Genomic DNA, 26,319 nt, shown 5'->3' on the forward strand with positions numbered 1-26,319 from the left:
GGGCGTCAGGGTGCTCCCCGGCACCGGGGACGTCGTCGCGCTGCGCAGGCCGGGCCGCCGGGTCGCCGTATCTCCCTTGGAACGCCACCAGTCTGCGAACGCTCCCGCCGCACAGCATTGGGGAGACCCCTACGTGAGCCCCGGACCCTTGAGGACGCGGGCGGACGCGGGGCGGGGGGAGGTGTGGCGAGGGGAGGTGGGGCGGTGTCAGATGTCGTCGGCGTCGCCAGGGGTGCCGCCCAGGCCGGTGAGGGCGCCGACGGGGTCGATGTCGGCGGTGCCGCGCGGCCACCAGTCGTCGTGGCCGGGCTCCGACTCGTACGGGTACCACAGCCCGTCGCGGCCGAAGCGGAGCTGGACGTGGCCCCGGGGGTGGGTGAGGTGGTTGCGCCAGGGACGGAAGGCGGGCAGGTCGGCGGCGAGGAGAAGGGGGCGGGCCCGGTCGAAGCGGCCGGCGGGCGGGTCCCAGGGGTCTTCGAGGACGGCGAGCCCGTCGGGTCCGCCCTGCCGCCAGGCGGCGACCGCCCGCGCCAGCTCGGCCGGGGTGCGTCCGGCGGCGGAGGCCAGGGAGGCGTAGAGGGCGCGGGTGGTCGCGGTGAGTCCCGAGCCGGGGCGGGCCGCGGCCAGCCGGACGGCGTCCTGCCAGAGGGTCAGCCCGCCGATGTCGTCCCGGCCGGTGGTGAGCAGGGCGTGGGCGCGGGCGGCTGCGTCGGTGGCGAGCTGGTCCAGCGCGAAGGCGTCCGGGCCGCCCGGCACCGCGGGATACGCGGGGGGCTGCCCGGGGTGCGCGGGCACCGGTGCGGGCGGCGGGAGCGGCGGGCGGCGGCGCGGGGCGAGGGCCTCGGAGGCGCGGACGCCGGGCAGGTCCTCGGGCGCGCTGTCCCGTGCGGCGCGGGCCGCCCGGGTGGCGTTGCGGCGGGACAGCGCGTCCAGCACCTCGCGCTCGCCCCGGCCGCGCAGCAGGAGCAGGACGAACGGGTCGGCGTCGAGGAGCCGGGCCGTCTGGTAGCAGAGGGCGGCGACGTGCTTGCAGGGGTGCCCCCGGTCGGGGCAGCTGCACTGCGGTTCCAGGTCCCCCGGACCGGGCAGCAGCGGGACCCCGCACTCCGCGAGGGACTCGGGCATCTCCTTGTCGAGGAGCGCGGCGATGTGGGCGGGGTGCTCCACGGCGGCGTCCAGGAAGCGCTCCCAGTCCGCCTCGCCGAGGGTGCGCAGCCGGACCTGGACCCGGTAGGGGCGGGCGCGGCTGCCCTGCACGTAGGCGAGGACGAGCCCCGGGGTGACGGTGATGGCGTCGACCTGGCCCCGCTCGGCGTAACTCCGGCCGCGCACAAGCCTTTTGGCGTCCAGCGCGCCGTCCTCCAGCGCGGTGATCCAGGCGTTGCCCCACCAGGTGTCGGCGAAGCGGGGGGTGGCGGCTTCGGCCAGGACGGCGGCGTCGGCGTGCGGTGCGAGTGCCGGGGCGGCGGATCGGGGCGGGAAGGCGGCGAAGGTCCGCCGGTGGTCGCCGTCGCGGGAGGGGGCGGCCATGGAGCGGGCGGACGGGGGTGCCGTCCCGGCGGCTTCCGTGGCGCGGGTCGCGGGGGTGGCACGGGGAGCGAGGGCGGCGGAGTCGGGGGGTGCCGGGAGGTCGGCGGTGGTGAGAGCGGGGATGGTGGCGTGGGGCGATGCGGGCTCGTCACGGTCGGCCATATCCGAAGTCCCGGAGGTCCCGGCGGTCTCGACGGTCTCCGAGGGCTCCGAGGGCATGCGGAAGGCGTCCGTCAGGAAGGCTCGTACGTCGCGCGCGCGGGCGTCGGACACCGGGTCGCGCGGGGCACCGGACAGCCGGACGGCGGGCCGCGCGGTGGTACGCGGGGAACGGCGCGGGCCGCTGCGCCGGGTCTCCTCCGCCTCCGCCCGGCGGACCTGGGCGCGGGCGGCACGCAGCGCCTCTCGGGCGGCGTCGCCGGGACGAGCGGCGGTCCCGTCACCGGGCTCCGTCTCCGGCACGGGGCGGGCGGAAGCGGACGGAGCCGACGGGGCGGACGGGGCGGTCTCGTCGGCGGCGGGGGCGGGGGCGGGCGGGTCGGGCTCGTCCGGGTTCCCGGCGGCCTCCCGGCTCTGCTCGCCCACCTCGTCGTGGGGTGTCGTGGGCGCGTCCGGGCTGTCGCTCCGTCCGGCCGGGCGTCGTCCGTCGGTGTACCTGCGAAGGGCCGCCCGCGCGGCGTCGGCGGGACGGGCCCGCCTTGGCTCGGCGGAGGCGGACTCCGCCGGGACCCGGTCCGCAGCGGGGGCGCCGGGGACGGGCGGAGTACGAGGCACCGTCCCGCCCAGCAGCTTCTCACCCGGCCCGCTGCGCGCTTCCGCCACCGCCCCGGTCGGCTCGGTAGCGGGGTCGGGCCCGGTCGGCCGCGCGGTCCGGTCGGGCCCGGTCGGCTCCGTAGCCGGGTCGGGCCCGGTCGGTCGGGTGGCGGGGTGGGGCCCGGTCGGGTCGGCGTCCGGAGCCCCCGGTGCGGGCACGGCCCCGGGCGTGGGCGCTGGGCCGGTTGTGGGCGGGGAATCCGGTGCCGTGGCGCCCCCCGGTCGCGGGGGCGCGTCGTCGTCCGGGCGGTGCGCGCGGTCGCGGGCCGCGCGGAGGGCGGCGCGGATGGCGTCGGCGGCCGGGCGGGGGTCCGGGGTGTCGGTGTCCATCAGGCCTCCCTGCGCAGCCTGACCAGGTCGGACAGCTCCCGGTCGGTGAGTTCGGTGAGGGCGGACTCGCCGGAGCCGAGGACGGCGTCGGCGAGTGCGCGCTTGGCCTGGAGCATGTCCGCGATGCGGTCCTCGACGGTGCCCTCGGTGATGAGGCGGTGGACCTGGACCGGCTGGGTCTGGCCGATGCGGTAGGCGCGGTCGGTGGCCTGTTCCTCGACGGCCGGGTTCCACCAGCGGTCGAAGTGGACGACATGGCCCGCGCGGGTGAGGTTGAGGCCGGTCCCGGCGGCTTTCAGGGAGAGGACGAGGACGGGGGTGGCGCCGCTCTGGAAACGGTCCACCATGCGCTCCCGTTCGGGGATCGCCGTGCCGCCGTGCAGGAGGTCGACGGGGATCGCGCGTCCGGTCAGACGGGCGGTGATGAGGCGGGCCATGCCGACGTACTGGGTGAACACCAGGGCCGAGCCGTCCTCGGCGAGCAGGGTGTCGAGGAGTTCGTCGAGGAGGGCGAGCTTGCCGGAACGGGCGGCGAGGGCGTCCCCGGTGGGCGGGTTCTCCTCCTTGAGGTAGAGCGCGGGGTGGTCGCAGATCTGTTTGAGGGCGCCCAGCAGTTTCAGGACGAGGCCGCGGCGGGCGATGCCGTCGGCGGTCTCGATCGCGAGCAGCGACTCGCGCACCACCGCCTCGTAGAGCGCGGCCTGTTCGCGGGTGAGCGGGACGGGGTGGTCGGTCTCGGTCTTCGGCGGCAGTTCGGGGACGATGCCCGGGTCGGACTTGCGGCGCCGCAGGAGGAAGGGGCGGACCAGGCGGGCGAGCCGTTCGACGGCCTCGGCGTCCTCGCCGTTCTCCACGGCGCGCGCGTGCCGGGCGCGGAAGGCCTTGAGGGGGCCGAGCAGGCCGGGCGTCGTCCAGTCCAGCAGGGCCCACAGTTCGGAGAGGTTGTTCTCCACGGGGGTGCCGGTGAGGGCGACGCGTGCGGGCGCCGGGATCGTGCGGAGAGCTTTCGCGGTCGCCGAGTAGGGGTTCTTGACGTGCTGGGCCTCGTCGGCGACGACCATGCCCCACGCCTGGTCGGCCAGGGTGGCGGCGGCCGAGCGCATGGTGCCGTAGGTGGTGAGGACGAAGCCGCCGGTGAGGCCGTCGAGGGTGCGGTCGGCGCCGTGGAAGCGGCGGACGGGGACGCCGGGGGCGAAGCGGGTGATCTCGCGCTGCCAGTTGCCGAGGAGAGAGGCCGGGCAGACCACCAGGGTGGGTTCGGGGCGGGCCCGTTTCAGGTGGAGGGCGATCAGGGTGATCGTCTTGCCGAGGCCCATGTCGTCGGCGAGGCAGCCGCCGAGGCCGAGGGAGGTCATGAGGTCGAGCCAGGCCAGGCCGCGCAGTTGGTAGTCGCGGAGGGTGGCCCGCAGGCCGGGTGGCGGTTCGGCGGGCCGGACGCCCGCGGTGAGGCGGTCGCGGAGGGTGGCGAGGGCGCCGACGGGGACCGCCTCGACCGTCTCGCCGTCGACCTCGGCGGTGCCGGTGAGGGCGGCGGAGAGGGCGTCGACCGGGTCCAGCAGGCCCAGTTCGCGGCGGCGGGCCTTGCGGACGAGGGCGGGGTCGACCAGGACCCACTGGTCGCGCAGCCGGACGACGGGGCGGTGCGCCTCGGCGAGGAGGTCCATCTCGGCCTCGCTGAGCGGGTCGCCGCCGAGGGCGAGCTGCCAGCGGAACCGGAGCAGGTCCTCGCTCTCGAAGAAGCCGGTGCCGTCGGTGGCGGAGCCGGGCGCGGGCCGGACCACGGCGGCCGCGGTGAGGTCCTGGGCGAGGTCGCGCGGCCAGTGCACGGCCACCCCGGCCGCCGCGAGCCGGGTGGCGGCCACGCCGAGGAGGTCGCCCAGCTCGTCCTCGGACAGGGCGAGCACGTCGGGCGTGTCCTGCTCGGTGAGGCGGGCCAGCGGCGCCCAGACGTGGGCGGCGCGCCGTACGGCGAGGGCGGCGTCGACGCGGGCGCGCGGCCCGAAGGCGCTGTCGGCGGTGCCCGCCCAGAGGGCCGCCGCGTCGGCGACGAGGGTCGGGTCGGCGAGGCTGTGGACCTGGACGACGGCGGCGCCCGCGCGGCGGGAGCCCTCGCTGTCGTCGAACAGGTCGTACGCCGACAGGTCGAGGCGGAGCGAGATCCGCACGCCCGCGTCCATCCCGGCGGCGACCTCGGCCGCCCAGTCCCGCGCGCCGGGCAGCCGTCGGGGGCGGCGGTCGGCGAAGGGGCGGCCGGAGGCGTGGGGGGCGGCGGGGGTGCGGGGCAGGGTGTCGGCGACGGCGTCGAGGAAGGCGCGCAGCAGCGCCTCGGGGGTCGGCAGGCGGAGCGGGCCCGTGCCGGGCAGCGGGACGGCGTGCCCTTCCGGCGGGAGGGCGGCGGCGATGGCGCGCAGGTGGGCGATGTCGTCCGGGGCGAGCGGTCCGGCCCGCCAGGCGTCGTGCTCCGCCGGGGTGAGGCCGGGCAGCAGCCTGCCCCGGGCGGCGAGCCCGAGCGCGTGCAGCGCGGCGGCACCCCAGCAGGCGGTCGCGGGATGCGCGGCGGGGTCGTGGCGGGCGCGCACCAGCAGCGGCAGTGCCTGGTCGAGGGGGAGCGACAGCGCGGGGACCTGTTTACGGCGGACCGCGGAACCGGAGGGGCCGTGGGGGCGTACGACGGTGAGGTGCGTGAGGTCCGTCCCCGCGGCCCGCGCGGACCCTGCCGTCGGGTCCGGTGACGCGGCGGCGCCGGTGGGGGGTGGTGCGGGCAGCGGGCCGTCGTCGGGGTCCCAGAGGGCGATGCGGCCGTCGCGCGGGAGGGCGGCGGGGAGGAAGACGGCGGCGAGGCGGAGGTGCGCGGCGTCGGTCCCGGCCGGGGTCGCGGCCCGTACGGTCGTGTCGGTCATGAGCGGTGTCCACCTCCCCACCCGTGTGTCGGATCAGTTGTCTTCGACTCTACGGGCGGGGTCTGACAATCGGCCCCGAGGACGGGCCGGGGCCGGACGGAACGGCAGGCGGAGGGTGCGCGGAGCCCGGTCGGGCCGGGGCGGCGGCAGGGGGGCGGCGTGGGGGCGGGGCCGGTCAGGGGACCGTACGGGAGACGACGTACACCATCGGGAACGTCGGGTTGCCTGTGTTGACCACGATGTCCTGGGTGGGCTGCGGGTCCTTCTGCTTGCGGATGAAGCCGAAGTTGGCGCCGTCGCGCGAACCGGGGCCGCTGAACCGCCAGCCGGTGATGCCCTGGTCGCGGGCGCCGATGGTGATCGCGTCCTTCTTCAGGTCGTCCCGGCTGTAGCCGAGTTCGGCGAGGAAGGCGTCCAGACCGGCGTGCGTGGTCTGGAACTGGACGTACAGGCGGCTGGTGCGCCAGTTGTTCGTCTCGTAGTAGGCGACCTTGTTCGCCGGATGCGGGACGGGCACCTCGTAGATACGGCGCTGGACCTTGGAGGGCCAGCCCTCCGCGAGACCGGTCGCGGCGTACTTGGCCTCCTTGTCCTTGCCGCTGTCGCGGCTCTGGTTCGCCGAGATCACCAGATACCCGGCCGGTACGCCGATGAGCAGCGCGATGATCAGCAGCGTGACGGCCCGGCGCCACAGCACGTGCCGGGGCGTCTCCGCCGGGCGGGGCGGCTCCTCCGCGGGCGCGGACTGGTGCGGCAGCGCGGCGGTCACGCGGTGTCCCTCGCGCGGCGGGCCGCCTCGGCGAACCGCTCGTACCGCTCCGAACGCTCGACCCTGCGGCGCTTCGCGCGCCGGAAGCGGCGGGCGACCAGGCGGGCCAGGTCCGCGGCGCCGACCATGCCCGCCTCGGGGCCGAGCTGCGCGCGCACGATGCGCGCCTCGGGGCGGTAGCCGCGGCCGGTCAGCTGACGCTTGAACGCGTCCCGCGCGGGCGCGATGAGCAGGTCGTCGGCGGCCGAGACACCGCCGCCGATCACGAAGCAGGACGGGTCGAGCGCGGCGGCCAGGTTGGCGATGCCCACGCCCAGCCACTGGCCGATGTCCTGGAGCAGTTCGACGCACATCGCGTCGCCCTCACGGGCCAGCTCGGTGATCATCGGGCCGGTGATGTCACCGATCTGCCCCTTGACGTGCTCGATGATCCCGTACGCCACCGGGGAGTCCGCCGCGGCCAGCTCCTTCGCCTCCCTGACCAGGGCGTTGCCGGAGCTGTACTGCTCCCAGCAGCCCCGGTTGCCGCACGGGCAGCGGTGGCCGCCGGGCACGACCTGCATGTGGCCGAACTCGCCCGCCACCCCGTACTTGCCGCGCTTGACCTGGCCGTCCTCCAGGATGGCGCCGCCGATGCCGGTGCCCAGGGTGATCATCACCAGGTGGTCCTCGCCGCGGCCCGCTCCGAAGCGCCACTCCGCCCACGCGGCCGTGTTCGCGTCGTTGTCCACCAGCACGGGCACCGAGAGACGGCCCGACAGCCGGTCCCGGAGGGGTTCGTTGCGCCACGACAGGTGCGGGGCGAACAGCACCCGGTTGCGGTCGGCGTCGACCCAGCCCGCCGCGCCGATGCCCACCGCGTGCACGTCGTGGCGGTCGGACAGGTCCAGGACCAGCTCCACGATCGTGTCCTCCACGACCTTGGGGCTCTTCGACTTGTCCGGGGTCTCCGCGCGGAGCTTCTCCAGGATGACGCCGTCGGCGTCGACCACGCCCGCCATCACCTTGGTGCCGCCGATGTCGATGCCGACCGTGGGCACGCGGGGTGCCGTCAGGTGCGATCGGCGCTCCCGCGTGCCGGCCGTGCGCAGCACGGTGGCGCGGCGGGAGCCGATGGGGGCGGTGAGGTCGCGGTAGGTGCTCATCGGGGCCGATTCTGCCGCACGGGGGTGGGCGGTGCCGAATGGGGCGGCGGGGCGCGTCTTCGCGCGCCGCCCTCGCCGCCCGGGAGGCGCGGGGGTGCGTCCGGGGACCGCACGGCGGTCGCATTGTCCGTACATTACGACCAATTGCGGACGGCGGTCGTCCCACGGCAGCGCTGGGGCGGCGGGTCGGGCAGGGCGGAGGATCGGGCAGACGCTCAGGGGCGTACGAGGAGCTGGAACTCGAAGGAGTAGCGGCTCGGGCGGTAGATGTGGTCGCCGAACTCGACGGCGCGGCCCGTGTCGTCGTACGTGGTGCGCTGCATGGTGAGCAGCGGGGCGCCCTCGGGTTCGGTGAGGCGGTCGGCCTCGGCGGCGGTGGCGGCGCGGGCGCCGATGGACTGCCGGGCGCTGTGCAGGGTGATGCCCGCCGACCGCATCAGCCGGTACAGGCCGGTGGCCTCCAGTTGCGCGGTGTCGGTGTCGAGCAGGCCGGACGGCAGGTGGTTGCAGAGGTACGCCATCGGCTCCCCGTGGGCGAGGCGGAGCCGTTCGACGCGCTGGACCTGGCTGTTCTCGGCGACGCCGAGCGCGGCGGCGACCTCGGCGGTGGCCGCGACGACGGTGTTGACGAGGACGGTGGTGGCGGGGCGCTGCCCGGCCGCCTCCAGGTCGTCGTAGAGGCTGCTGAGTTCCAGGGGGCGCTTGACCTGGCTGTGCACGACCTGGGTGCCGACGCCCCGCCGCCGGACCAGGAGGCCCTTGTCGACGAGGGACTGGATGGCCTGCCGGACGGTCGGCCGGGACAGGCCGAGGCGGCCGGCCAGGTCGATCTCGTTGCCGAGCAGGCTGCCGGGGGTGAGCGTGCCGTGCTCGATCGCCGCCTCCAGCTGCTGGGAGAGCTGGAAGTACAACGGCACCGGGGAGCCGCGGTCCACATGGAGGTCCAGCTGCACGGTCGGGTCCACCTCTGGTTTCGGCACGGGCCGAGCGTAGCTCCGTGGCCGGTTGACGGGAAGTCGTGTAGTTCGGTTGTCCGGACAAACGTACTGACAACCGATTGACAGCGAGGCTGGTCCGACCCCACCGTGATTCCATGCGCATCGGCGTCATCGGCACGGGCCGTCTGGGTTCCTTCCACGCGAACACGCTCAGCCGTCACCGGGAGGTCGGTTCCCTGATCCTCACGGACGCGGAACCGGCCAGGGCGGCGGAGCTGGCGCTGCGGCTCGGGGAGACGGCCGCGCCGGGCGTGGACGAGATCTTCCGGTGGGGCGTCGACGCGGTCGTGATCACCACGGCGACCGCCGCGCACGCCGAGCTGATCGGCCGGGCCGCCCGCTCCGGGCTCCCGGTGTTCTGCGAGAAGCCGATCGCGCTCGACCTGGCGGGCACCCTGGCCGCGATCGCGGAGGTCGAGGCCGCGGGGACCGTGCTCCAGATGGGTTTCCAGCGGCGCTTCGACGCCGGGTACACGGGCGCGCGGGAGGCCGTACGGTCGGGGCGGCTCGGGCGCCTGCACACCGTACGTGCGGTCACCTCCGACCAGGCCGCGCCGCCCGCCGCCTGGCTGCCGGTCTCCGGCGGGCTGTTCCGGGACGCGCTGGTCCACGACTTCGACGGGCTGCGCTGGGTGACCGGGCGGGAGATCACCGACGTGTACGCCACCGGGTCGGACGCCGGTCCCGCGATGTTCCGCGCCGCGGGCGACGTCGACACGGCCGCGGCCGTCCTCACCCTCGACGACGGCACCCTCGCCACGGCCACCGCGACCCGCCTGAACGGCGCCGGGTACGACGTCCGCATGGAGCTGGCCGGGGAGCTGGACCAGATCGTGGTGGGCCTGGACGACCGGACGCCGATCGCGTCCACCGAGCCGACCGGGCCGCCGGCCGCCGACAAGCCCTGGACCGGTTTCCTGGAACGCTTCGGCCCGGCCTACACGGCGGAGCTGATCGCGTTCGTCGACGTCGTACGCGGTGACCGGGCCAACCCCTGCGACGGGCGTGAGGCGCTCCAGGCGCTGCGGATCGCGGAGGCGTGCGAGCTGTCGCGGCGGGAGCGGCGGGCGGTGGCGCTGGCGGAGATCCCCGGCGACGCGCCCGCGGGCGCCCGGACCTGACCTCACCCCTGCCCCCCGCCCCGCCCTCGCCACCGCCCCCTGCACAGCCCTCGTCCCCGGCCCCCGCACGGCTCTCTCCTTCACCCCCGTCCCCTTCCCTGTCGCGGCATGCCCGCTCCCCTGTCCCGGCCTGCCCGCTCCCCCGGCCCGGCCGCTACCAGCGCACCGGCAGGCTCCGTACCCCGCGCATCAGCATGCCGGGGAGCCACGCGCCGGGCGGGCCCGCCAGGGCGAGATCCGGGGCGCGGTCGAGGAGGGCGCGCAGGGCGATCCGGGCCTCCAGCCGGGCCAGGGGCGCGCCCAGGCAGTAGTGGACGCCGTGGCCGAAGGCGAGGTGGCCGCGGGTGTCGCGGCGGATGTCGAAGCGGTCCGGGGCCGGGAAGCGGGCGGCGTCGCGGTGGGCGGCGGTCAGGCCGACCATGACCACCTCGCCCCGCCCGATCGCCGTGCCGCCGATCTCCAACGGCTCGGCGGCGAAGCGGAACGTGGCGTTCTCCACCGGGCCCTCGTAGCGCAGGGCCTCCTCGACGGCGCCGTCGAGGAGGGTCATGTCGGCGCGCAGGTCGGCGAGTTGGCCGGGGTGGGTGAGGAGGGCGTGGACGGCGTTGGTGATGAGGTTGACGGTGGTCTCGTGACCGGCGATCAGCAGGAGGAACGCCATGCCGCGCAGTTCGCCGGGCGAGAGGCGGTCACCGTCGGCGGCGGTGGTGCGGATCAGGTCGCTCAGCAGGTCGTCGCCGGGGCCGGAGCAGCGTTTGTCCTCGATCAGCTCGGTCAGGTAGGCGGCGAGCCGGACGAACGCCTCGCGCTCCGCGATCGCGCCGGTGGGCGCGACGGCCTCCGAGGACAGCGCGCGGAACTCCGCGCGGTCGGGCTCGGGGATGCCCAGCAGTTCGCTGATGACGGTGAGGGGCAGCGGATAGGCGAAGGCGTCCACCAGGTCGGCCGTGCCCCGCGGCAGCATCGCGTCGAGCAGGTCGGCGGTGATCCGTTCGATCCGCGGACGCAGCGCCTCGACCCGGCGGGCGGTGAACGCGCGGGTGACCAGCGCGCGCAGGCGGGTGTGCTGCGGCGGGTCGGCGATCAGCAGGTACTTCCCGATGAGCTGCTCGTCGAGGAACGTGATGCCGATGCGGTTGCCGTCCTTGGCGAGCCGAGGGTCGGCGAGCGCGGCGCGCGCCTCCTCGTGGCCGACGACGAGCCAGGTCTCGTGGTGGGCGTCCGGGGCGGGCAGCCGCACCCGGTGCACCGGTCCGCGCTCCCGCAACCGGGCGTACACCGGATGCGGGTCGGTCCTGAACTGCTCGCCGAACTCCGCCAGATCGGTCACCTGGACGGACATGACGTCCCCCTTCGTCAGCCGGTCGCCGCCGCTGCCGCCACCCGGTCCCCGCCGTTGTCCCCGCCGTTGCCCTGTCGCTGTCGCCACCCGCTCAACGCGCGGAGCGCCCGTCGAGTGCCCGCACCCGTGCCCTGCCCGGTGTCGGACCGCGTGCCCGGCGCCGGACCACGTGCCCGTGGCGGTCGCCATGGTCTTGGCGGTCACCCTGCCCGCGCGGGGCGCCGTGCCCCGGTCATGGTTCAGTCAGTCCTCGTCCGTCAGCAACCCCGCGTCGTGCGCCAGCAGCGCGATCTGGACACGGTTGTTGAGGTCGAGCTTGGCGAGGACGCGCGAGACGTGGGTCTTGACGGTGGCGACGCTCATGAACAGCTCGGCCGCGATCTCGGCGTTGGACAGGCCGCGCCCGACGGCGACGGCGACCTCGCGTTCGCGTTCGGCGAGGAGCGCGATGCGCTCGCGCGCGCGGGCGCGCCGGGTGTCGGCCGTCGTACCGGCCGCGTGGGCCATCAACTGGCGGGTGACGGTGGGCGAGAGGACCGGGTCGCCCGCCGCGACCCGCCGTACCGCCTCGACGATCGCGGCGGGCGGGGTGTCCTTGAGGACGAACCCGGCGGCGCCCGCGCGCAGCGCGCGCAGGACCTGTTCGTCGGCGTGGAAGGTGGTGAGGACGACGACCTGCGGGGCGTCGGGGCGGGCGCGCAGCCGTTCGGTGGCGGTCAGGCCGTCGACCGCGGGCATGCGGATGTCCATCAGGACGACGTGCGGGCGGGTGCGGTCGACCAGGTCCTCGACCTCGGCGCCGTCGGCCGCCTCGCCGACGATCTCGATGTCCTCGGCGCCGCCCAGCATGAAGGAGAGACCGGCCCGCACCAGGGGGTCGTCGTCGACGAGGAGGAGTCTGATCGCTGTCATGGCCCTTACGTAATCACGAGGTGGGCGGGTGATCGGGATCGTCACGGACGGGACGGTCACGGGTGGGACGGTCACGGGTGGGACGGTCACGCGTGGAGGGGGGCGGGGGCGGGGTCGCCTCCGCGGGGGCGGTCACGCGGCGGCGGGCCAGGGCAGCCAGGCCCGTACCTCGAAGCCGCCGCCCGCGCGCGGCCCGTGCTCCAGGTGCCCCCCGGCGAGCGTGGCGCGCTCGGTGAGGCCGATGAGGCCCTGGCCGGAACCCGGCACGTGCGGTACCGGGCCGTCGGGCGCGGGGTTGCGGACCGTGACGGTGAGGCCGTCCCCGGGGGCGCCGGTGACCGTGACGGCGGCCTCCGTGCCGGGGGCGTGCTTGCGCGTGTTGGTCAGGCATTCCTGGGTGATGCGGTACGCGGTGCGGCCGACCGACGCCGGGACGCTCGCGGGCTCGGTGACCCGCAGGTCGAGGACGACCTTCATGCCGGCCTCGCGGGACTCGGCGACCAGCGCGTCCAGGGCGGCCAGGGTGGGCTGGGGGCGGCCTCCGTCGTCGGGGTCGCTCGCCCGCAGCACGCCGATGATCTCCCGCAGGTCCTGAAGCGCCTCGTGGGCGCTCTCCCGGATCACCCCGGCCGCCCGCGCGACCTCGGCGCGGGGCGCGTCCGGCCGGAACTCCAGGGCGCCCGCGTGCACGCTGAGCAGGGTCAGCCGGTGCGCGAGGACGTCGTGCATCTCGCGTGCGATGGACTCGCGGGCCAGCCGCTGCGCCTGCTCCGCCCGCAGCTGCGCCTCCGTCTCGGCGTGCCGGGCCCGGTCGCGGAGGCTCAGCAGGAGCTGCCGCTTGGAGCGGACGAACATGCCCCAGCCGATCACCATGACGGTGAACAGGCTGGTCCACACGAGGGCGGCGACGTAGTCGAGGTCGGGGTCGGGGCGGACCCGGAACAGCAGCGGGAGCACCGCGAGCTGGACGCCGCCGACCCAGGCGATGTACCGGAAGGGGCGGTGCACGGCGAGGGTGAAGAAGGCGACGATGCTCGCCCCGGCGGAGACCGTGGAGAGGAAGCCCAGCGGGACCATCGCGGCGGCCAGGGCGACCGGCCAGCGGCGGCGCACCCAGACCGCGGCGCAGGCCACCGCGCCCAGCAGTTGGTCGACCGCCAGGAAGGGTTCGGAGAGGTCGCCCTTCTCGGCGAGCGAGTCGGCGACGACCAGTCCGATGCCGACGGCCAGCAGGAAGCAGGTGAAGTCCACGATCCAGTCGCGTACGGTCCGCCGGGGCCGCCGCCCGCGCCGTCCCGGCCCACCGGCTCCGCCGGACGTGCGGGCGGTCCCGGACGCGCCCGCGTCGCCGGTCCTGCGCTCCCCGGGCAGGCCCGCCGCGTCCAGGTCCAGTTCCTCGGCCACCGCCGACGGCAGCAGCCAGCGCCGTTCCCGGAACACGGGCTGTGTCGGCGCCTCCCGCTCGTCACCGCTCATGTCCCTCATCCTCACCTCACACGTCTCATGGCCGACAAATCTACGCAGCCCGGGGCCGCGGCACCGCCCCGCGACGCCCATCGGCGACCGAAGCGGCGCGGTTCGCCACCAAAGTCGCGGGGCCACCTTCTTTCGGCGCTCGCGGTCGGCCGGAAGTCGGACTTCCGTCGCGGACGCGGCGGCCCCCGGCCGATGGACCCCCGCCCGGCGCGGGGCGAGGGTCTGGAGCATGAAGCATCTGCTGGAGGTCCTGGGGTTCCTCGCGCTGGCCCAGGGCGTCGCCGGGCTGGCGACCGAGTTCACCGACTGGGACTGGGGGATCGTGCAGCGGATCGGGTTCCTGGACGGCTACGAGATCTACGCGAGCGTCGCCCTGCTGGTCCTCGCGTTCGCCCTGTTCGCGGCGGCGGAGAGCGCGAAGGACGGCTGAGGCGGGGAGCCCTTTCCCCAGCGGTCCTGTCCGTACGTCCGCGTGACTGTCCCTACGTCCGCGTGTCCGGCCCGGTGACCCGCCGGGTCAGTCGCTCGCCGCCCTGCGGCGTTCGCGGAAGGACCGCAGGTTGGCCCGGTTGCCGCAGGTGGCCACGTCGTGCCAGACCCGGCTGGCGTTGGGCGAGCGGTCGTAGAACGCGACGGGGCAGCGGGCGTTGCGGCAGACCTTGACCCGGCGCCAGGTGTCCCGGCCCTGTGCCTGGAACGCCTCCAGCAGCAGGAGCGACACGAGCCGGGTCCGGCCGGTGCCGCTCGGCTGCGCGGTGACCGCGCCGTCGACGCCGACCCGCAGCGCCACCTCGCCCGCGACCGCCAGCGGGCCGACGGCGGAAGCGACGGACGAGGCGGGCGTGGCGGCCGTGGCGGCCGTGGGAGGGGACCCGGCGGACGGGCCGCCGCCCGGTGCGAGGTCGCGGGCGTGCAGGGCCTCGCGCACCGCGGTCCGGAGGGCCAGCAGCAGTTCCGCGTCCCCCTCGGCGAGCCGGACGGTCTCCGCGGCCAGGCCGGTCGTGCGGGACCAGCAGTCGAGGGCGGCGTCGAGCCAGCGCTGGGCGCTCTCCCGGTCGGCCAGCAGGTCGGCCACCGGCGGCTCGGAGGCCGGGCCGGTGTTGAGGAAGTCCTGGACGAGCGCCAGTCCACCGGGACCCATCGCGATCGGGAACGGGGCTCGGGACGTGGCGGGCCACTCCATGCGCCGCCCTCCTCTCCCTCGTCCCGCTCACCGGTCAACCGGTCACCCGCTCACCTGCCCTGTCGGCTGCGGCCGGGTCCGATCGTAGCAACCGCACCCTCTTGCCGGAAAGAGGCACCAAGCCTATGGTTCTTTCTCCACCGGCAGGTTGAGGAGATGCGCCATGTCCAGCGATGGCCCGCACGTCGTGCGGCACCCCGGGACGAGCGGCTACGCCGTCGTCCTCGTCCACGGCTTCATGGACGACCGCCACATCTGGGACGGCGTGGCCGCCGCCCTGGGCGAGGCCGGCACGGAGACCGTGCGGCTCGATCTCGCGGGCAGCGGCACCCGCTCCGGCGCCGACGGCCCCTTCACCTACGACCGGCTGGCGGCCGATGTCGTCGAGGTGCTCGACGGACTCACCGAGCCCGTGGTGCTGGTCGGTCAGAGCATGGGCGCGGTGGTGGCCGAACTCGCCGCGGCGGCCCGGCCGCACGCCACCCGGGCCCTGGTACTGCTGACGCCGGTCCCGGCGGCCGGGGTGCCGATGTCGGAGGAGATGCGCGCGGTGTTCGGCCCGGATGAACTCACCGCCGAGTACGTCGAGTTCGGCCGGACCGGCTTCTCCGTCGCGATGCCGGAGGACGCCCTGCGGCAGCAGGTGGCGACCGCGCTGCGAATGCGGGTGTCCACGGCCAGGGAACTGGCGGACTGCTGGATCGACGGCCACCCCGACGGCGGGCGGCCCAGCGCCTACCCGGGTCCCGTGCTCGTCGTGCGCGGCGGCGGCGACCCCTTCGTCACGGAGCGGCTGGTGAAGGACGCGGTCCTGCCGCGCTTCCCCGCCCCGGAGTACGTCACCGTCGAGGAGGTCGGCCACTGGCCGCACGCCGAGCGGCCCGCCGAAGTCGCCGCGCTGCTCGGCGCGTTCCTCGCCCGCCGCGTCGAGCGGGACCCCTGGTCACCGGTCGGCCACCCGTCCTGACCCGGCCGCCGCGCCCCACCCGACGCCGGGCACGCCTCCCGCCCCCCTTCAGACCCCCACCCGTCTCTGCGGATTCCCTCAACTCCCCTTCCAGCGAAGCAAGGTGATGACATGGCGATCACGGACGACAACGCCACCACTGCCGCCCCCTCCTCCCCCTCCGGGCCGGGTGCCGTCGCGGACCCGGGCGGTTCCGTCCTCGACGAGGTGACGGCCTGGTTCTTCGACGACTACATCCCCACCTGGGTCGGCATCGGCAGCGGAACGTCCTCGGACGGGCCGGAGACGATCCTGCGGTACTGGGGGCGCCCCCTGCACGTGGCGTCGGCCGTCTTCAACCAGTGGCTGCTCACGCCCGAGGAGGTGATCGGCTTCCTGGAACTGAACCACGCACCCCTGCGCGAGGGCGGCTACACCCACACCGTGGTGCCCGACCGCCAGGTGACGCTCTACGGACGCAACGCCGCCTCCGTCGACGTGATCTGGTCCCGGCGGCGGGCCGACGAGTCGGAGATCGAGCGGTGGGCGGTGCACTTCGAGGTGCGCCGCACCCAGGAGGGCTGGCGGATGGTCAGCATCGTCGGCGAGGAGACCACGAAGGACGCGCTGGCCGAGATCTGGGTCCGGTAGCCCCCGCTCCCTCGGGCGGCCCGGCCGCGCGACCGGGCCGCCCCCAGCGGACCGGCCACCCCCGCCGATCGGCCGGGTCGCGTTGCGCTCGGGTGTCACCGAACTCCCGCCGGATCCGGCCGGCTTCGCGCCGGGCGAGGTGCGGGTCATCACCCTGGAGGGCCAGCCGATCCACCGCCCGTCGCAGGACTACGCCGTCCACGACGCCGCGCTCGGCCTACTGGAGCAGGGCCGGGTCACCGTACGGGACATGAGGGACCGTCAGCCGTGGCCGACCGACGGGCCCGACTACCCTGTCCACGACGTGCGGTCGCTGCGACCGCTGCGACCGACGGCGGGCGACCCGGTGCCCGGCCGCGGCACCGAGGCGGGCGGCGCGGAGACGTCGCCCGGAGGGAGCGGGACATGACGACGGCTGTGGTGGTCGGCGGCGGACCGAACGGGCTGGCCGCTGCCGCCCTGCTGGCGCGGGCGGGCCTGCGGGTGACGCTCCTGGAGGCCGCCGAGGAGACCGGCGGCGGCACCCGCACCGGGGAGGCGATCCTGCCGGGCCTGCTGCACGACCACTGCTCGGCGATCCACCCCATGGGGGTCACCTCGCCCGCCTTCCGGGCGCTGGAGCTGGAGCGGCACGGGCTGCGCTGGCGGCTGCCGGAGGTGGACTGCGTCCACCCGCTGGACGACGGCTCCGCCGGGGTGCTGCTGCGCTCCGTCGACGACACCGCCCGCCTCCTCGGCCGGGACGGCGACCGCTACCGGGCCCTCGTCGGCCCGTCGGTCCGCCACTGGGAGTCACTGGCCGCCGACGTCATGGGCCCCCTCCTCCGCGTCCCCGCGCACCCCCTGCTGCTGGCCCGTTTCGGCGCCCCGACCGTGCTGCCGGCCACCGTCCTGGCCCGCCTGTTCCGCACCCCCCAGGCCCGCGCCCTGTGGGCCGGGGTCGCGGCGCACGCCTTCCGTCCGCTGTCCCACCCGTTCGGCTCGGCGGTCGGCCTCGGCCTGCTGGCGGCCGGTCACGCGGCGGGCTGGGCGGTCGCCGAGGGCGGCTCGCAGGCCATCGCGCGCGCCATGGAGCGGGTGCTGCGCGCCCACGGCGGCGAGATCCACACCGGGGTACGCGTCACCCGCCACGACCAACTCCCGCCCGCCGACGTCACGTTGCTCGACCTGGACCCGGCCCAGATCGCCCGCCTCTACGGCGACCGCCTGCCGTCACGGGTCCGCGCCGCGTACCGGCGCTACCGGCGCGGCCCCGGCGCCTTCAAGCTCGACCTCGCGGTGGAGGGCGGCATTCCGTGGACCAACCCGCACGCCCGCCGCGCCGGAACCGTGCACCTGGGCGGCCCGCTCGCCGAGGTCGCGCGCGCGGAGAAGGACATCACCGCCGGGCGGATGCCGGACCGTCCCTTCGTCCTGGTCGGCCAGCAGTACCTGGCGGACCCCACCCGCTCGGCCGGGAACGTCCACCCCGTCTGGGCCTACGCCCACGTCCCCCACGGCTACGACGGCGACGCCACGGACGCGATCCTCTCCCAGCTGGAACGCTTCGCGCCCGGCACCCGTGACCGCGTCCTCGGCACCCGCACCACCCGCCCCGCCGACTTCGCCACCGCCAACCCCAACTTCACGGGCGGCGACATCCTCACCGGCGCCGAGACCGTCCCCCGCCTCGTCCTCGGCGCCCGCCCCACCCTCTCCCCCTACTCGGTGGGCATCCCCGGCGTCTTCCTCTGCTCAGCAGCCGCCCCACCCGGCCCCGGCGCCCACGGCATGTGCGGCGCGGGAGCAGCGGAGGCAGCACTGCACCACCTCAAGCACCGTTCGAGCCAGTCCGGGAGAGCGTGAAAACCGAGGCCAGCCCCCCCAGCCCGTCCGGCGTTTGAGGACGAGGCCCGTCCAGGGCCGAAGCGGGGGTCTGGGGGCGGCAGCCCCCAGGGACGGGAAGGGGCGGCGGGGGCGACCCCCTTCACCCACCCACCACCCGATACCGCTCCCGCACCCCCGCCTCCCCCTCCCCCGTCAACGCCCCGAACATCCGCACCCGCGAGATCCCCCCATCGGGATAGATGTCGACCCGCACATGCGTCCCCACAACCACCCCCGCCACCACGAACCGATGATTCGCGTCCGGCTGGAGCCGAGTCCGCCCCACCACCTCCACCCACTCCCCGCCCTCTTCCCCGCCCCCGGCGGAGCCGTCCCGCACGGACACGGAAACCCACCCCGCACTGTTCCCCTTGAGATACGCGGTGTCGATCTCGATGGCCCGCACCGCGCACTGCCCGGCCAACCGGTACCGGATCCAGTCGTGCCCCCGGTCCCGCCGGCGCCGCGTCTCCCACCCGTCGTCCATCTGCCGGGACCGTCCGGGCTGGATGGTGTGGGAGGCGGGTGAGTAGAAGCGGTCGGAGGCGTCCTCGGCCCATCCCCCGTTCTCCAGGGCGAGCACGTCGTAGGTGCCGAGGACGGCGAGCCATGCGGGGTCGGGTACGACTTCGCCGTGGACGCGGAGCCGGGCGATGCCGCCGTCGGGGTACTGCTTGAGCCGCAGGTGGGTGAAGCGCTGTTCGACGTCGACGGCGAACCCGTTGGCGGCGTGGCCGCCGACGGCGGTGCGCGGTACGAGGGTTGTCCAGGTGACGTCGTCGTGGAGGAGTTCGTCGGGTGAGGGCGTCCCGGGCAGGGCGGTGGCTTCGACGGCGACGGCTTGCGGGTAGTTGCCGCGGAAGTGGGCGGTGTCGACGACGATGCCGCGGATCACGCCGGGCGCGCCGAGGCGGATCAGGGCCCAGTCGTGGTCGTCGTCCTCGGGCCAGGGCCGGTCGGCGGAGACGCCGCGCCGTCGGCGGGTCTCCCAGCCGTCCATGATCTTGCCTTTGTGGCCGAAGTGTTCGGGGTCGAAGACGGCGGGGCCGGGCAGGAGCAGGTTCTCGCGGTGGGCGAAGAACTCGTCGTTGGCGGCGATGACGGCGGCGCCGAGCTGCCGTCCGGCGAGGTCGGCGTGGTGGGTGAAGGGGAAGTCGGCGGTGCGGTGGTCGGCGTAGGGGTCGCCGCCGCCGTAGGGCTGGGCGTCGCCGGTGAAGCGGGGAATGGCCGTCACGGTGATCGGGGTCCTTCCGGGTCGGCCGGGCTGCGGCAGGTGCGGGCGGGGACGGAGACGGATGAAAACGGATGAAGACGGATGGGGGCAGGCGGGGCTGGAAGGGAACGGCAGCCGACGTCGCCGTCAGCCCGTACGGCTGAGCAGCCTCCCCTTCGGCGGTGTGAACTCCCCTTCGGAGAAGACGCGTTCCCCGCGCAGCCAGGTGGAGCGGACGACGCCGTGGAGGGTGCGTCCGGCGTAGGCGGTGACGCGGTTGCGGTGGTGGAGGGCGGCCGGGTCGACGGTGAAGGTCTCGTCGGGGGCGAGGACGGCGAAGTCGGCGTCGCGGCCGGGGGCGATGGCGCCCTTGCGGTCGAGGCCGGCGAGGGCGGCGGTGCGCGCGGACATCCAGCGGACGACGTCCGTCAGGTCGTGGCCGCGGCGCCGGGCCTCGGTCCAGACGGCGGGGAGGCTGAGCTGGAGGCCGGAGATGCCGCCCCAGGCGGTGGCGAAGTCGGCGGTCTTGAGGTCGGCGGTGGACGGGGAGTGGTCGGTGACGACGCAGTCGACGGTGCCGTCGGCGAGGGCCTGCCACAGGAGGTCCTGGTTGGCGGCCTCGCGGATCGGCGGGCAGCACTTGAACTCGCTGGCGCCGTCGGGGACTTCCTCGGCGGTGAGGGTGAGGTAGTGCGGGCAGGTCTCCACCGTGATGCGGACGCCGTCCGCCTTCGCCGCGGCGATCAGGGGCAGCGCGTCGGCGGAGGAGAGGTGCAGGACGTGCACGCGGGCGTCCGACTCGCGGGCGAGGGAGATCAGTTGGGCGATGGCGCTGTCCTCGGCGGCGCGGGGGCGGCTGGCGAGGAAGTCGGCGTACCGGGGGCCGCCGCGCTGCGGGGCGGCGTCGAGGCGGTGCGGGTCCTCGGCGTGGACGATGAGCAGGCCGCCGAAGGCGGTGATCTCGGCGAGGGAGCGGGCCAGGTGCGCGGGGTCGAGGTGGGGGAACTCGTCGACGCCGGACGGGGAGAGGAAGGCCTTGAAGCCGTGGACGCCCGCCTCGTGCAGGGGGCGGAGGTCCTTGACGTTGTCGGGCAGGGCGCCGCCCCAGAAGCCGACGTCGACGTGCGCTTTGGGGGCGGCGACCCGGCGTTTGGTGCGCAGGTGGTCGACGGTGGTGGTGGGCGGGAGGGAGTTGAGCGGCATGTCGACGAGGGTGGTGATACCTCCGGCGGCGGCGGCGCGGGTGGCGGTCCAGAAGCCTTCCCAGGCGGTGCGGCCGGGGTCGTTGACGTGGACGTGGGTGTCGACGAGGCCGGGCAGCAGGACGTCGTCGCCGAGGTCCTCCAGGCGGGTGCCGGGTGGGACGGGCGTGTCGTGGGGCAGGACGGCCGTGATCGTGCCGTCGGAGACGGCGACCGCGGCGGCGCGGGTCCCTTCCGGTGTAACGACGCGCGTCGAGCGCAGTACCAGTGGAGCCTCGGACACCCGGTCCCCTCTCTGCCCGCGGTCCGCACGCGCTCCGCCTGCCCGCGGTCGGCCCGCACCCGTCCGTCGGCCTCCGGTGCGCGGGGTTCACGTGGCCGTGACGCCCGCGTAACGAATTTCAACGTTCTGTTGAAGGAGTCTTCACTCCCGCCCCGCACGCCGTCAAGAGTTCCCCGTCGCCCCGGCGCCGACCACCGTCACCCTGGAGTTTTCCACTGAATGGAATAGGCTTTCCGTCTGCCAGAACGTGGTGCCGTACGGCCGGGCCGTCGACCGGCCGCCGGGTAGGCTTCAGCTCTTCCCGACCGTGCCGAAAGGAACGCGCCGTGCCCCCGTCGAGCGCCCGCACCACCGACTCCGCCAAGTCCACGACCGGCGGCGTCCAGTCCCTGGAGCGCGCCTTCGACCTGCTGGAGCGGATGGCGGACGCGGGCGGCGAGGTCGGGCTGAGCGAGCTGTCCGCGAGCAGCGGCCTGCCCCTGCCCACCATCCACCGCCTGATGCGCACCCTGGTGGCCTGCGGTTACGTCCGCCAGCAGCCCAACCGGCGGTACGCGCTCGGCCCGCGCCTGATCCGGCTCGGCGAGTCCGCGTCCCGGCTGCTCGGCACCTGGGCGCGGCCGTATCTGGCGCGTCTGGTGGAGGAGACCGGCGAGACGGCGAACATGGCGCTCCTCGACGGCGACGAGGTCGTCTACGTGGCGCAGGTGCCGTCGAAGCACTCGATGCGGATGTTCACCGAGGTCGGCCGCCGTGTCCTGCCGCACTCGACCGGGGTGGGCAAGGCGCTGCTCGCCGGACTCGCGGACGAGGAGGTGCGGGCGCTGCTGGCCCGCACGGGCATGCCGGCCGCGACCGAGCGGACGATCACCACCCCGGACGGTTTCCTCGCCGCGCTCGCCGAGGTCCGCCGGGGCGGGTTCGCGGTGGACGACAACGAGCAGGAGATCGGCGTCCGGTGCCTCGCCGTGCCCGTGCCCGACTCCCCGACCGCGGCCGCCGTGTCCATCTCGGGCCCGGCGGGCCGGGTCACCGAGTCCGCGACGGAACGGATCGTGCCGGTGCTCCAGCAGGTGGCGGCGGAACTGTCGCAGGCCCTGTCGAACCCCGGCGGCCCGCCCGCCTGACCCGGCCCGCCTCTCCCCCACCTCGCCCCCGTCCCTCCGTCTCCCCATCACCCCGTCTCCCCAGTCCCCTCGTCCGCACGTCCCGTCATCCGCGCGGCGGTCGGCCGAACAGTTCCACGGCGTGACGTACGTCCGTGAGCGCGCGGGTCAGGGCGCTCACCGAGCCGATCGCGCCCGCGACCAGCAGCAACGAGCGGCGCAGCCGGGGTGGTTCGGGGACGCCGTGGGTCACCATCGCGGCGAGCGCGGCGAGTTCGTCCTCGGCGATCACCCGGTCCGGGAACTCGGCCGGAAGCGCGGCGAGTTCGCGCCGCAGCCGGGCGACCGCCGTCCGCAGTCCCACGACCCTCGGGTCTTCTTCGCTGCCGGTCACTGCCCTCTGCCCCACGCTCCGCACCACGGCCCTCCCCACCCAGGGCGCGCTGTCACCGGACCACCTCCGGACGGTGGTCGGCCGTCCGAGGACGCGGGCCAGTAAACGCCACCCGGCACCCGCCGCGCCACACCGCGGACCGAAATCCCGCCCCGCGCGGCGGCCCCGCGACGGTACGCCGCTGTCGCTCCGTCAGGTATGCAGGAGGGCATGAACGATCAGGAAGGCAGCACGGACGACACGGCGGACCGGGTCACCGGTCTGCTCCTCGCCGCGGGCGGCGGGCGGCGCCTCGGCGGACACCCCAAGGCCCTGCTGACGCTCCACGGGCGCCCGCTCGTCGAGCACGCGGTCGCGGAACTGCGGGCCGCGGGCTGTACGCGCGTCCACGTGGTCCTGGGCGCCGCCGCCGACACCGTCCGGCAGCGGGCGCGGCTGGCGGGCAGCGTGGTGGTGGTCCATCGGCGGTGGGCGGACGGCATGGGCGGCTCGCTGCGGGCGGGGCTGGACTCGCTGGCCGGTACGGGGGCGCGCGCGGCGCTGGTCGCGCTGGTGGACCAGCCGGGCATCGGGGCGGCGGCCCTGGCGCGGGTCCGGGCGGCCTACGAGGGCCCGGCGTCGCTGGTGTCGGCCGCCTACGACGGGCGGCGCGGGCACCCGGTGCTGCTCGGCGCCGACCACTGGGCGGGCGTGGCGGCGACCGCGACGGGCGACCGGGGCGCGCGGGCCTACCTCGCGGCACACGCGGACACGCTCCGGCTCGTGGAGTGTGGGGACGTGGCCCGCCCGTACGACATCGACACCCCCGCCGACCTGAGACACGTGAACGGCCTCGGCACACCCGGCGACGTCGGCGGGCCGGACGGCCCCGGTCGTCCGCGCGGTCTCGATGGTCCGTTCGGTCTCGGTGGGCCGGACGGCCCGGAGCCGCCACCCACTGCCACCCACCGTTGAACTTCCACAATGAGGAAACTAATATCCACATCCGGAGTGTCCCGCCCGTCGAAGGAAGTGACCGCTCATGTCCGCACCAGCGCCGACCCCGGCCGTCGTCGACGCCGAGCCCCTGCCCCGGCAGGCGGAGGTCCTCACCGACGCGGCCCTCGCCTTCGTGGCCGACCTGCACCGCCGGTTCACCCCGCGCCGGGACGAACTGCTGGCCCGCCGCGCCGAGCGCCGCGCCGAGATCGCCCGCACCGGAACCCTCGACTTCCTGCCGGAGACGGCCGCGATCCGCGCCGACGACTCCTGGCGGGTGGCGCCCGCTCCGCAGGCTCTGGACGACCGCCGGGTGGAGATCACCGGGCCGACCGACCGGAAGATGACCGTCAACGCCCTCAACTCCGGGGCGCGGGTGTGGCTCGCGGACTTCGAGGACGCCTCCGCGCCCACCTGGGAGAACGTCGTCCTCGGCCAGCTCAACCTGATCGACGCCTACAGCGGCCGGATCGACTTCACCGACCCGGTCTCCGGGAAGGCGTACGCGCTGCGCCCGGCCGGGGAACTGGCCACCGTGGTGACCCGGCCGCGCGGCTGGCACCTGAACGAGCGTCATCTGCGGGTCGACGGCGCGGAAGTGCCGGGCGCGCTGGTCGACTTCGGGCTGTACTTCTTCCACAACGCGCGACGGCTGCTGGACCTCGGGAAGGGACCGTACTTCTATCTCCCGAAGACCGAGTCGCACCTGGAGGCCCGGCTCTGGAACGACGTGTTCGTCTTCGCGCAGGACCGGCTCGGCGTCCCGCAGGGCACGATCCGGGCGACCGTCCTCATCGAGACCATCACGGCCGCCTTCGAGATGGACGAGATCCTCTACGAACTCCGCGACCACGCCTCCGGGTTGAACGCGGGCCGCTGGGACTACCTGTTCTCCATCGTGAAGAACTTCCGTGACGGCGGCGCCAAGTACGTCCTCCCGGACCGCAACGCGGTCACGATGACCGCCCCGTTCATGCGCGCCTACACCGAACTCCTCGTCCGCACCTGCCACCGGCGGGGCGCGCACGCGATCGGCGGGATGGCCGCTTTCATCCCCTCCCGGCGCGACCCCGAGGTCAACAAGGTGGCCTTCGAGAAGGTCCGCGCGGACAAGGACCGCGAGGCGGGCGACGGGTTCGACGGGTCCTGGGTCGCCCACCCGGACCTGGTGCCGATCGCCCTGGAGTCCTTCGACCGCGTCCTCGGCGACCGGCCCCACCAGAAGGACCGGCTGCGCGAGGACGTCCACGTCACGGCGGCCGACCTGCTCGCCGTCGACTCGCTGGAGGCGCGGCCAACGTACGACGGGCTGGTCAACGCCGTCCAGGTCGGCATCCGGTACATCGAGGCCTGGCTGCGCGGGCTCGGCGCGGTCGCCATCTTCAACCTGATGGAGGACGCGGCCACCGCCGAGATCTCCCGCTCGCAGATCTGGCAGTGGATCGACGCGGGCGTGGAGTTCGAGCACGACGGCGCGACCGTGCGGGCCACGCCGGAGCTGACGCGGGAGATCGCCGCCCGCGAACTCGCCGCCGTACGCGCCGAGATCGGTGAGGAGGCCTTCGCGGGCGGGCACTGGCAGGAGGCGCACGACCTGCTGCTGACGGTCGCCCTGGACAAGGACTACGCCGACTTCCTGACCCTCCCGGCGTACGAGCGGCTCAGGGGCTGACCTCGCCGGACGCGCCGCGCTCCGAGTGGCCCAGGGACTTCCCCGGGGCCACCCGGTCGCGGACGACCCGCTTGACGGCCGTCGGCTCAGGGAAGCCCTGCTCGCGCCGGTCCCAGACGACCTCGTCGTTCACCCGGACCACGAACACGCCGCCGCGGCCCGGCTTGAGGGCCAGTTCGGTCAGCTCGGCCTCGAAGGTGGTGAGCAGTTCCTGCGCCAGCCAGGCCGCACGGGGCAGCCAGCGGCACTGGGTGCAGTACTCGATCTCGACGCGGCGGGGCTGCTCTGCGGGGCTCTGGTCGGCGGGGGCGTCGTGCGCCGGGTCCGGCGGGTTCTCGGTGGTGTTCATCGCGGAGATTGTCACCCATCCCGGAGCGCGCGTCGGCCCCCGCCCCGAGGCGTCCCAGCCACCGGCCCGAGGAACACCCCGGCTGACCTCGTCGCCGTCAGCCCAGGTGGATGGACCAGTCCTGTTCCGCCGCCGGTCTCCCGTGCAGGTCGGGGACGCGTTTCAGCCAGTCCGGGCGTTCCTGGCGGGTCCTGGCCGTGCGGCGGGCGTCCTCGGCGGCCAGTTCCTCGCGGGTGGGGAAGTCGGTGGGCAGCCAGGCGGCGGAGGCCTCCACGCGCGCGTGGAGATGCGCGACGTACGCGGCGCGGGCCGCGTCGGGCCCGTCGAAGGCGGGGTCGTCGGCGAGCCAGGCGTCCGGCACCTCGGCGACGACGGCCCGCAGCAGGTCCTCGGTGACGCGGGGCGCGAGCGCGGCGTCTGCGGCGGTCACGTCGGGGGCGTAGCGGCCGAGGGCGTGGTGGCGGAAGTCGTAGCGCCGGGTGGGGTCGGCGCCGTCCCAGCGGTGGTGGAAGACGAGGGCGGCGCCGTGGTCGATGAGCCAGAGCCGGGCGGGCACCGTGCCGGACGTCGGCCACACCATCAGGTTCGAACTGTGCACCGTACGGTCGACGTTGGCGGTCAGCGCGTCCAGCCAGACGATCCGTCCGGCCTCCTCGGGGTCCACCGGGAAGACCTGCGCGACCTCGGGGGTGAAGTCGCGGGCGCCCGGCAGGTGGTCCATGCCCAGGTTGAGGCCGGGGCTCGCGGCGTGCAGGTCGCGGACCTCCTGGTGGGGCTCGGCGTCGGCGATCGCGGGGTCGAAGTCGACCAGGACCAGTTCGGGGAAGCGCAGCCCCAGCGCCCGCGCCAGCTCCCCCACCACGACCTCGGCGACGAGCGCCTTGCGCCCCTGCGCGGACGCCGTGAACTTGACGACGTACGTGCCGAGGTCGTCGGCCTCGACGACGGCGGGCACGGAGCCGCCGGAACGCAGGGGTTCGACGTAGCGGGTGGCGACGACCTGTCTCAGCATGGCGCGGGACCCCTCAGTTCACCCATCCGGGGATAGTAACCAAAGGTGGGGGCCAGGGCGGACCGCCCCGCGTGCCACACCGCGCGCACCGCCCCGCGTGGCACGCCGCCGCCCCGCCGCCCCGTCGG

22 protein-coding genes and 1 pseudogene are annotated in these 26,319 nt (G+C 75.2%); 9 read left to right on the plus strand and 14 right to left on the minus strand.

The window, feature by feature from the left end:
- Positions 1-207 precede the first annotated feature (207 nt).
- The 5 genes from ACIQPQ_RS19735 to ACIQPQ_RS19755 form a co-directional block, all read right to left on the minus strand.
- Positions 208-2,673 carry an SWIM zinc finger family protein gene (locus ACIQPQ_RS19735; RefSeq protein ID WP_401305445.1) on the minus strand — a complete coding sequence of 822 codons (2,466 nt, stop codon included), beginning with the start codon at positions 2,671-2,673 and terminating at the stop codon, positions 208-210.
- On the minus strand, positions 2,673-5,573 hold the full coding sequence (locus ACIQPQ_RS19740; RefSeq protein WP_401305447.1) for an SNF2-related protein: 2,901 nt from the start codon (positions 5,571-5,573) through the stop codon (positions 2,673-2,675). Before ACIQPQ_RS19740 ends, ACIQPQ_RS19735 begins: the two co-directional genes overlap by 1 nt.
- A 175-nt stretch (positions 5,574-5,748) precedes the next feature.
- Positions 5,749-6,342, minus strand: coding sequence for a sugar kinase (locus tag ACIQPQ_RS19745; RefSeq protein WP_401305448.1), 594 nt, complete (start codon positions 6,340-6,342; stop codon positions 5,749-5,751).
- Positions 6,339-7,487, minus strand: a complete 1,149-nt coding sequence (locus tag ACIQPQ_RS19750; RefSeq protein WP_401305449.1) for an ROK family glucokinase — start codon at positions 7,485-7,487, stop codon at positions 6,339-6,341. Before ACIQPQ_RS19750 ends, ACIQPQ_RS19745 begins: the two co-directional genes overlap by 4 nt.
- Before the next feature lie 215 nt (positions 7,488-7,702).
- The gene (locus ACIQPQ_RS19755; RefSeq protein WP_401305897.1) at positions 7,703-8,440 is read right to left on the minus strand and encodes a GntR family transcriptional regulator; all 738 of its coding nucleotides are present in this window, start codon (positions 8,438-8,440) and stop codon (positions 7,703-7,705) included.
- 140 nt (positions 8,441-8,580) lie between these two features.
- On the opposite strand from ACIQPQ_RS19755, the gene ACIQPQ_RS19760 reads away from it, so the two are divergent.
- Positions 8,581-9,606 carry a Gfo/Idh/MocA family oxidoreductase gene (locus ACIQPQ_RS19760; RefSeq protein WP_401305450.1) on the plus strand — a complete coding sequence of 342 codons (1,026 nt, stop codon included), beginning with the start codon at positions 8,581-8,583 and terminating at the stop codon, positions 9,604-9,606.
- A gap of 154 nt (positions 9,607-9,760) precedes the next feature.
- On the opposite strand, the gene ACIQPQ_RS19765 is transcribed toward ACIQPQ_RS19760, so the two are convergent.
- The 3 genes from ACIQPQ_RS19765 to ACIQPQ_RS19775 form a co-directional block, all read right to left on the minus strand.
- On the minus strand, positions 9,761-10,948 hold the full coding sequence (locus ACIQPQ_RS19765) for a cytochrome P450 (protein WP_401305452.1): 1,188 nt from the start codon (positions 10,946-10,948) through the stop codon (positions 9,761-9,763).
- Positions 10,949-11,191: 243 nt separating this feature from the next.
- Complete coding sequence (locus ACIQPQ_RS19770; RefSeq protein ID WP_383777219.1) at positions 11,192-11,860, minus strand: response regulator; 669 nt, start codon at positions 11,858-11,860, stop codon at positions 11,192-11,194.
- A gap of 132 nt (positions 11,861-11,992) precedes the next feature.
- Positions 11,993-13,336 (minus strand): sensor histidine kinase, encoded by a 1,344-nt coding sequence (locus ACIQPQ_RS19775; RefSeq protein WP_401305453.1) that lies wholly within the window; start codon positions 13,334-13,336, stop codon positions 11,993-11,995.
- A gap of 229 nt (positions 13,337-13,565) precedes the next feature.
- Between ACIQPQ_RS19775 and ACIQPQ_RS19780 the strand changes: the two genes are divergently transcribed.
- On the plus strand, positions 13,566-13,766 hold the full coding sequence (locus ACIQPQ_RS19780) for a hypothetical protein (RefSeq protein ID WP_401305455.1): 201 nt from the start codon (positions 13,566-13,568) through the stop codon (positions 13,764-13,766).
- A gap of 87 nt (positions 13,767-13,853) precedes the next feature.
- On the opposite strand, the gene ACIQPQ_RS19785 is transcribed toward ACIQPQ_RS19780, so the two are convergent.
- Positions 13,854-14,519, minus strand: coding sequence for a CGNR zinc finger domain-containing protein (locus ACIQPQ_RS19785; RefSeq protein WP_401305456.1), 666 nt, complete (start codon positions 14,517-14,519; stop codon positions 13,854-13,856).
- A gap of 163 nt (positions 14,520-14,682) precedes the next feature.
- Here ACIQPQ_RS19785 and ACIQPQ_RS19790 point away from each other — a divergent pair, with 163 nt between their 5' ends.
- The 4 genes from ACIQPQ_RS19790 (at position 14,683) to ACIQPQ_RS19805 (ending at position 17,961) form a co-directional block, all read left to right on the plus strand.
- Complete coding sequence (locus tag ACIQPQ_RS19790; RefSeq protein ID WP_401305458.1) at positions 14,683-15,486, plus strand: alpha/beta fold hydrolase; 804 nt, start codon at positions 14,683-14,685, stop codon at positions 15,484-15,486.
- 111 nt (positions 15,487-15,597) lie between these two features.
- Positions 15,598-16,116 (plus strand): hypothetical protein, encoded by a 519-nt coding sequence (locus ACIQPQ_RS19795; protein WP_401305459.1) that lies wholly within the window; start codon positions 15,598-15,600, stop codon positions 16,114-16,116.
- An 82-nt stretch (positions 16,117-16,198) separates the two neighbouring features.
- Entirely contained in the window at positions 16,199-16,525 is a 327-nt protein-coding gene (locus ACIQPQ_RS19800) for a DUF3556 domain-containing protein (protein ID WP_401305460.1), read from the plus strand.
- A complete protein-coding gene (locus ACIQPQ_RS19805; protein WP_401305461.1) occupies positions 16,522-17,961 on the plus strand; it encodes a phytoene desaturase family protein in 1,440 nt (479 codons plus the stop codon). The genes ACIQPQ_RS19800 and ACIQPQ_RS19805 overlap by 4 nt, the downstream gene beginning before the upstream one ends.
- A gap of 121 nt (positions 17,962-18,082) precedes the next feature.
- Here the strand turns inward: ACIQPQ_RS19805 and alc are convergent, their stop codons facing one another.
- The gene (gene alc, locus ACIQPQ_RS19810) at positions 18,083-19,222 is read right to left on the minus strand and encodes an allantoicase (RefSeq protein WP_401305899.1); all 1,140 of its coding nucleotides are present in this window, start codon (positions 19,220-19,222) and stop codon (positions 18,083-18,085) included.
- A 120-nt stretch (positions 19,223-19,342) separates the two neighbouring features.
- Entirely contained in the window at positions 19,343-20,680 is a 1,338-nt protein-coding gene (allB, locus tag ACIQPQ_RS19815; protein WP_401305462.1) for an allantoinase AllB, read from the minus strand.
- Between the two features lie 326 nt (positions 20,681-21,006).
- On the opposite strand from allB, the gene ACIQPQ_RS19820 reads away from it, so the two are divergent.
- The gene (locus ACIQPQ_RS19820) at positions 21,007-21,807 is read left to right on the plus strand and encodes an IclR family transcriptional regulator (protein WP_383777210.1); all 801 of its coding nucleotides are present in this window, start codon (positions 21,007-21,009) and stop codon (positions 21,805-21,807) included.
- Positions 21,808-21,892: 85 nt separating this feature from the next.
- Here ACIQPQ_RS19820 and ACIQPQ_RS19825 read toward each other — a convergent pair whose 3' ends face one another.
- Complete coding sequence (locus ACIQPQ_RS19825; protein ID WP_401305464.1) at positions 21,893-22,207, minus strand: DUF5955 family protein; 315 nt, start codon at positions 22,205-22,207, stop codon at positions 21,893-21,895.
- Between the two features lie 183 nt (positions 22,208-22,390).
- On the opposite strand from ACIQPQ_RS19825, the pseudogene ACIQPQ_RS19830 reads away from it, so the two are divergent.
- Together ACIQPQ_RS19830 and aceB are read left to right on the plus strand one after the other, a co-directional pair.
- Positions 22,391-23,005 (plus strand): annotated as a pseudogene (locus ACIQPQ_RS19830) (NTP transferase domain-containing protein); the annotation flags it as partial.
- A 196-nt stretch (positions 23,006-23,201) separates the two neighbouring features.
- A complete protein-coding gene (aceB, locus tag ACIQPQ_RS19835) occupies positions 23,202-24,830 on the plus strand; it encodes a malate synthase A (protein WP_401305465.1) in 1,629 nt (542 codons plus the stop codon).
- On the opposite strand, the gene ACIQPQ_RS19840 is transcribed toward aceB, so the two are convergent.
- Both ACIQPQ_RS19840 and ACIQPQ_RS19845 read right to left on the minus strand, forming a co-directional pair.
- Positions 24,820-25,179 (minus strand): SelT/SelW/SelH family protein, encoded by a 360-nt coding sequence (locus ACIQPQ_RS19840; protein ID WP_401305467.1) that lies wholly within the window; start codon positions 25,177-25,179, stop codon positions 24,820-24,822. The two genes, aceB and ACIQPQ_RS19840, sit on opposite strands and share 11 nt — an antisense overlap.
- Positions 25,180-25,276: 97 nt before the next feature.
- Positions 25,277-26,191: a HipA family kinase gene (locus tag ACIQPQ_RS19845; RefSeq protein ID WP_401305468.1), complete on the minus strand. Its 915-nt coding sequence runs from the start codon at positions 26,189-26,191 to the stop codon at positions 25,277-25,279.
- Positions 26,192-26,319 lie beyond the last annotated feature (128 nt).

It is taken from the genome of Streptomyces sp. NPDC091281 (assembly GCF_044757425.1).
Classification (GTDB): domain Bacteria; phylum Actinomycetota; class Actinomycetes; order Streptomycetales; family Streptomycetaceae; genus Streptomyces.

Coding starts and splice junctions, on each gene's coding strand:
- ACIQPQ_RS19735 (WP_401305445.1), bottom strand. CDS start 2,673: ATGGACACCGACACCCCGGACCCCCGCCCGGCCGCCGACGCCATCCGC.
- ACIQPQ_RS19840 (WP_401305467.1), bottom strand. CDS start 25,179: ATGAACACCACCGAGAACCCGCCGGACCCGGCGCACGACGCCCCCGCC.
- ACIQPQ_RS19845 (WP_401305468.1), bottom strand. CDS start 26,191: ATGCTGAGACAGGTCGTCGCCACCCGCTACGTCGAACCCCTGCGTTCC.
- ACIQPQ_RS19740 (WP_401305447.1), bottom strand. CDS start 5,573: ATGACCGACACGACCGTACGGGCCGCGACCCCGGCCGGGACCGACGCC.
- aceB (WP_401305465.1), top strand. CDS start 23,202: ATGTCCGCACCAGCGCCGACCCCGGCCGTCGTCGACGCCGAGCCCCTG.
- ACIQPQ_RS19805 (WP_401305461.1), top strand. CDS start 16,522: ATGACGACGGCTGTGGTGGTCGGCGGCGGACCGAACGGGCTGGCCGCT.
- ACIQPQ_RS19760 (WP_401305450.1), top strand. CDS start 8,581: ATGCGCATCGGCGTCATCGGCACGGGCCGTCTGGGTTCCTTCCACGCG.
- ACIQPQ_RS19785 (WP_401305456.1), bottom strand. CDS start 14,519: ATGGAGTGGCCCGCCACGTCCCGAGCCCCGTTCCCGATCGCGATGGGT.
- ACIQPQ_RS19780 (WP_401305455.1), top strand. CDS start 13,566: ATGAAGCATCTGCTGGAGGTCCTGGGGTTCCTCGCGCTGGCCCAGGGC.
- ACIQPQ_RS19750 (WP_401305449.1), bottom strand. CDS start 7,487: ATGAGCACCTACCGCGACCTCACCGCCCCCATCGGCTCCCGCCGCGCC.
- ACIQPQ_RS19795 (WP_401305459.1), top strand. CDS start 15,598: ATGGCGATCACGGACGACAACGCCACCACTGCCGCCCCCTCCTCCCCC.
- ACIQPQ_RS19775 (WP_401305453.1), bottom strand. CDS start 13,336: ATGAGCGGTGACGAGCGGGAGGCGCCGACACAGCCCGTGTTCCGGGAA.
- ACIQPQ_RS19765 (WP_401305452.1), bottom strand. CDS start 10,948: ATGTCCGTCCAGGTGACCGATCTGGCGGAGTTCGGCGAGCAGTTCAGG.
- ACIQPQ_RS19790 (WP_401305458.1), top strand. CDS start 14,683: ATGTCCAGCGATGGCCCGCACGTCGTGCGGCACCCCGGGACGAGCGGC.
- ACIQPQ_RS19770 (WP_383777219.1), bottom strand. CDS start 11,860: ATGACAGCGATCAGACTCCTCCTCGTCGACGACGACCCCCTGGTGCGG.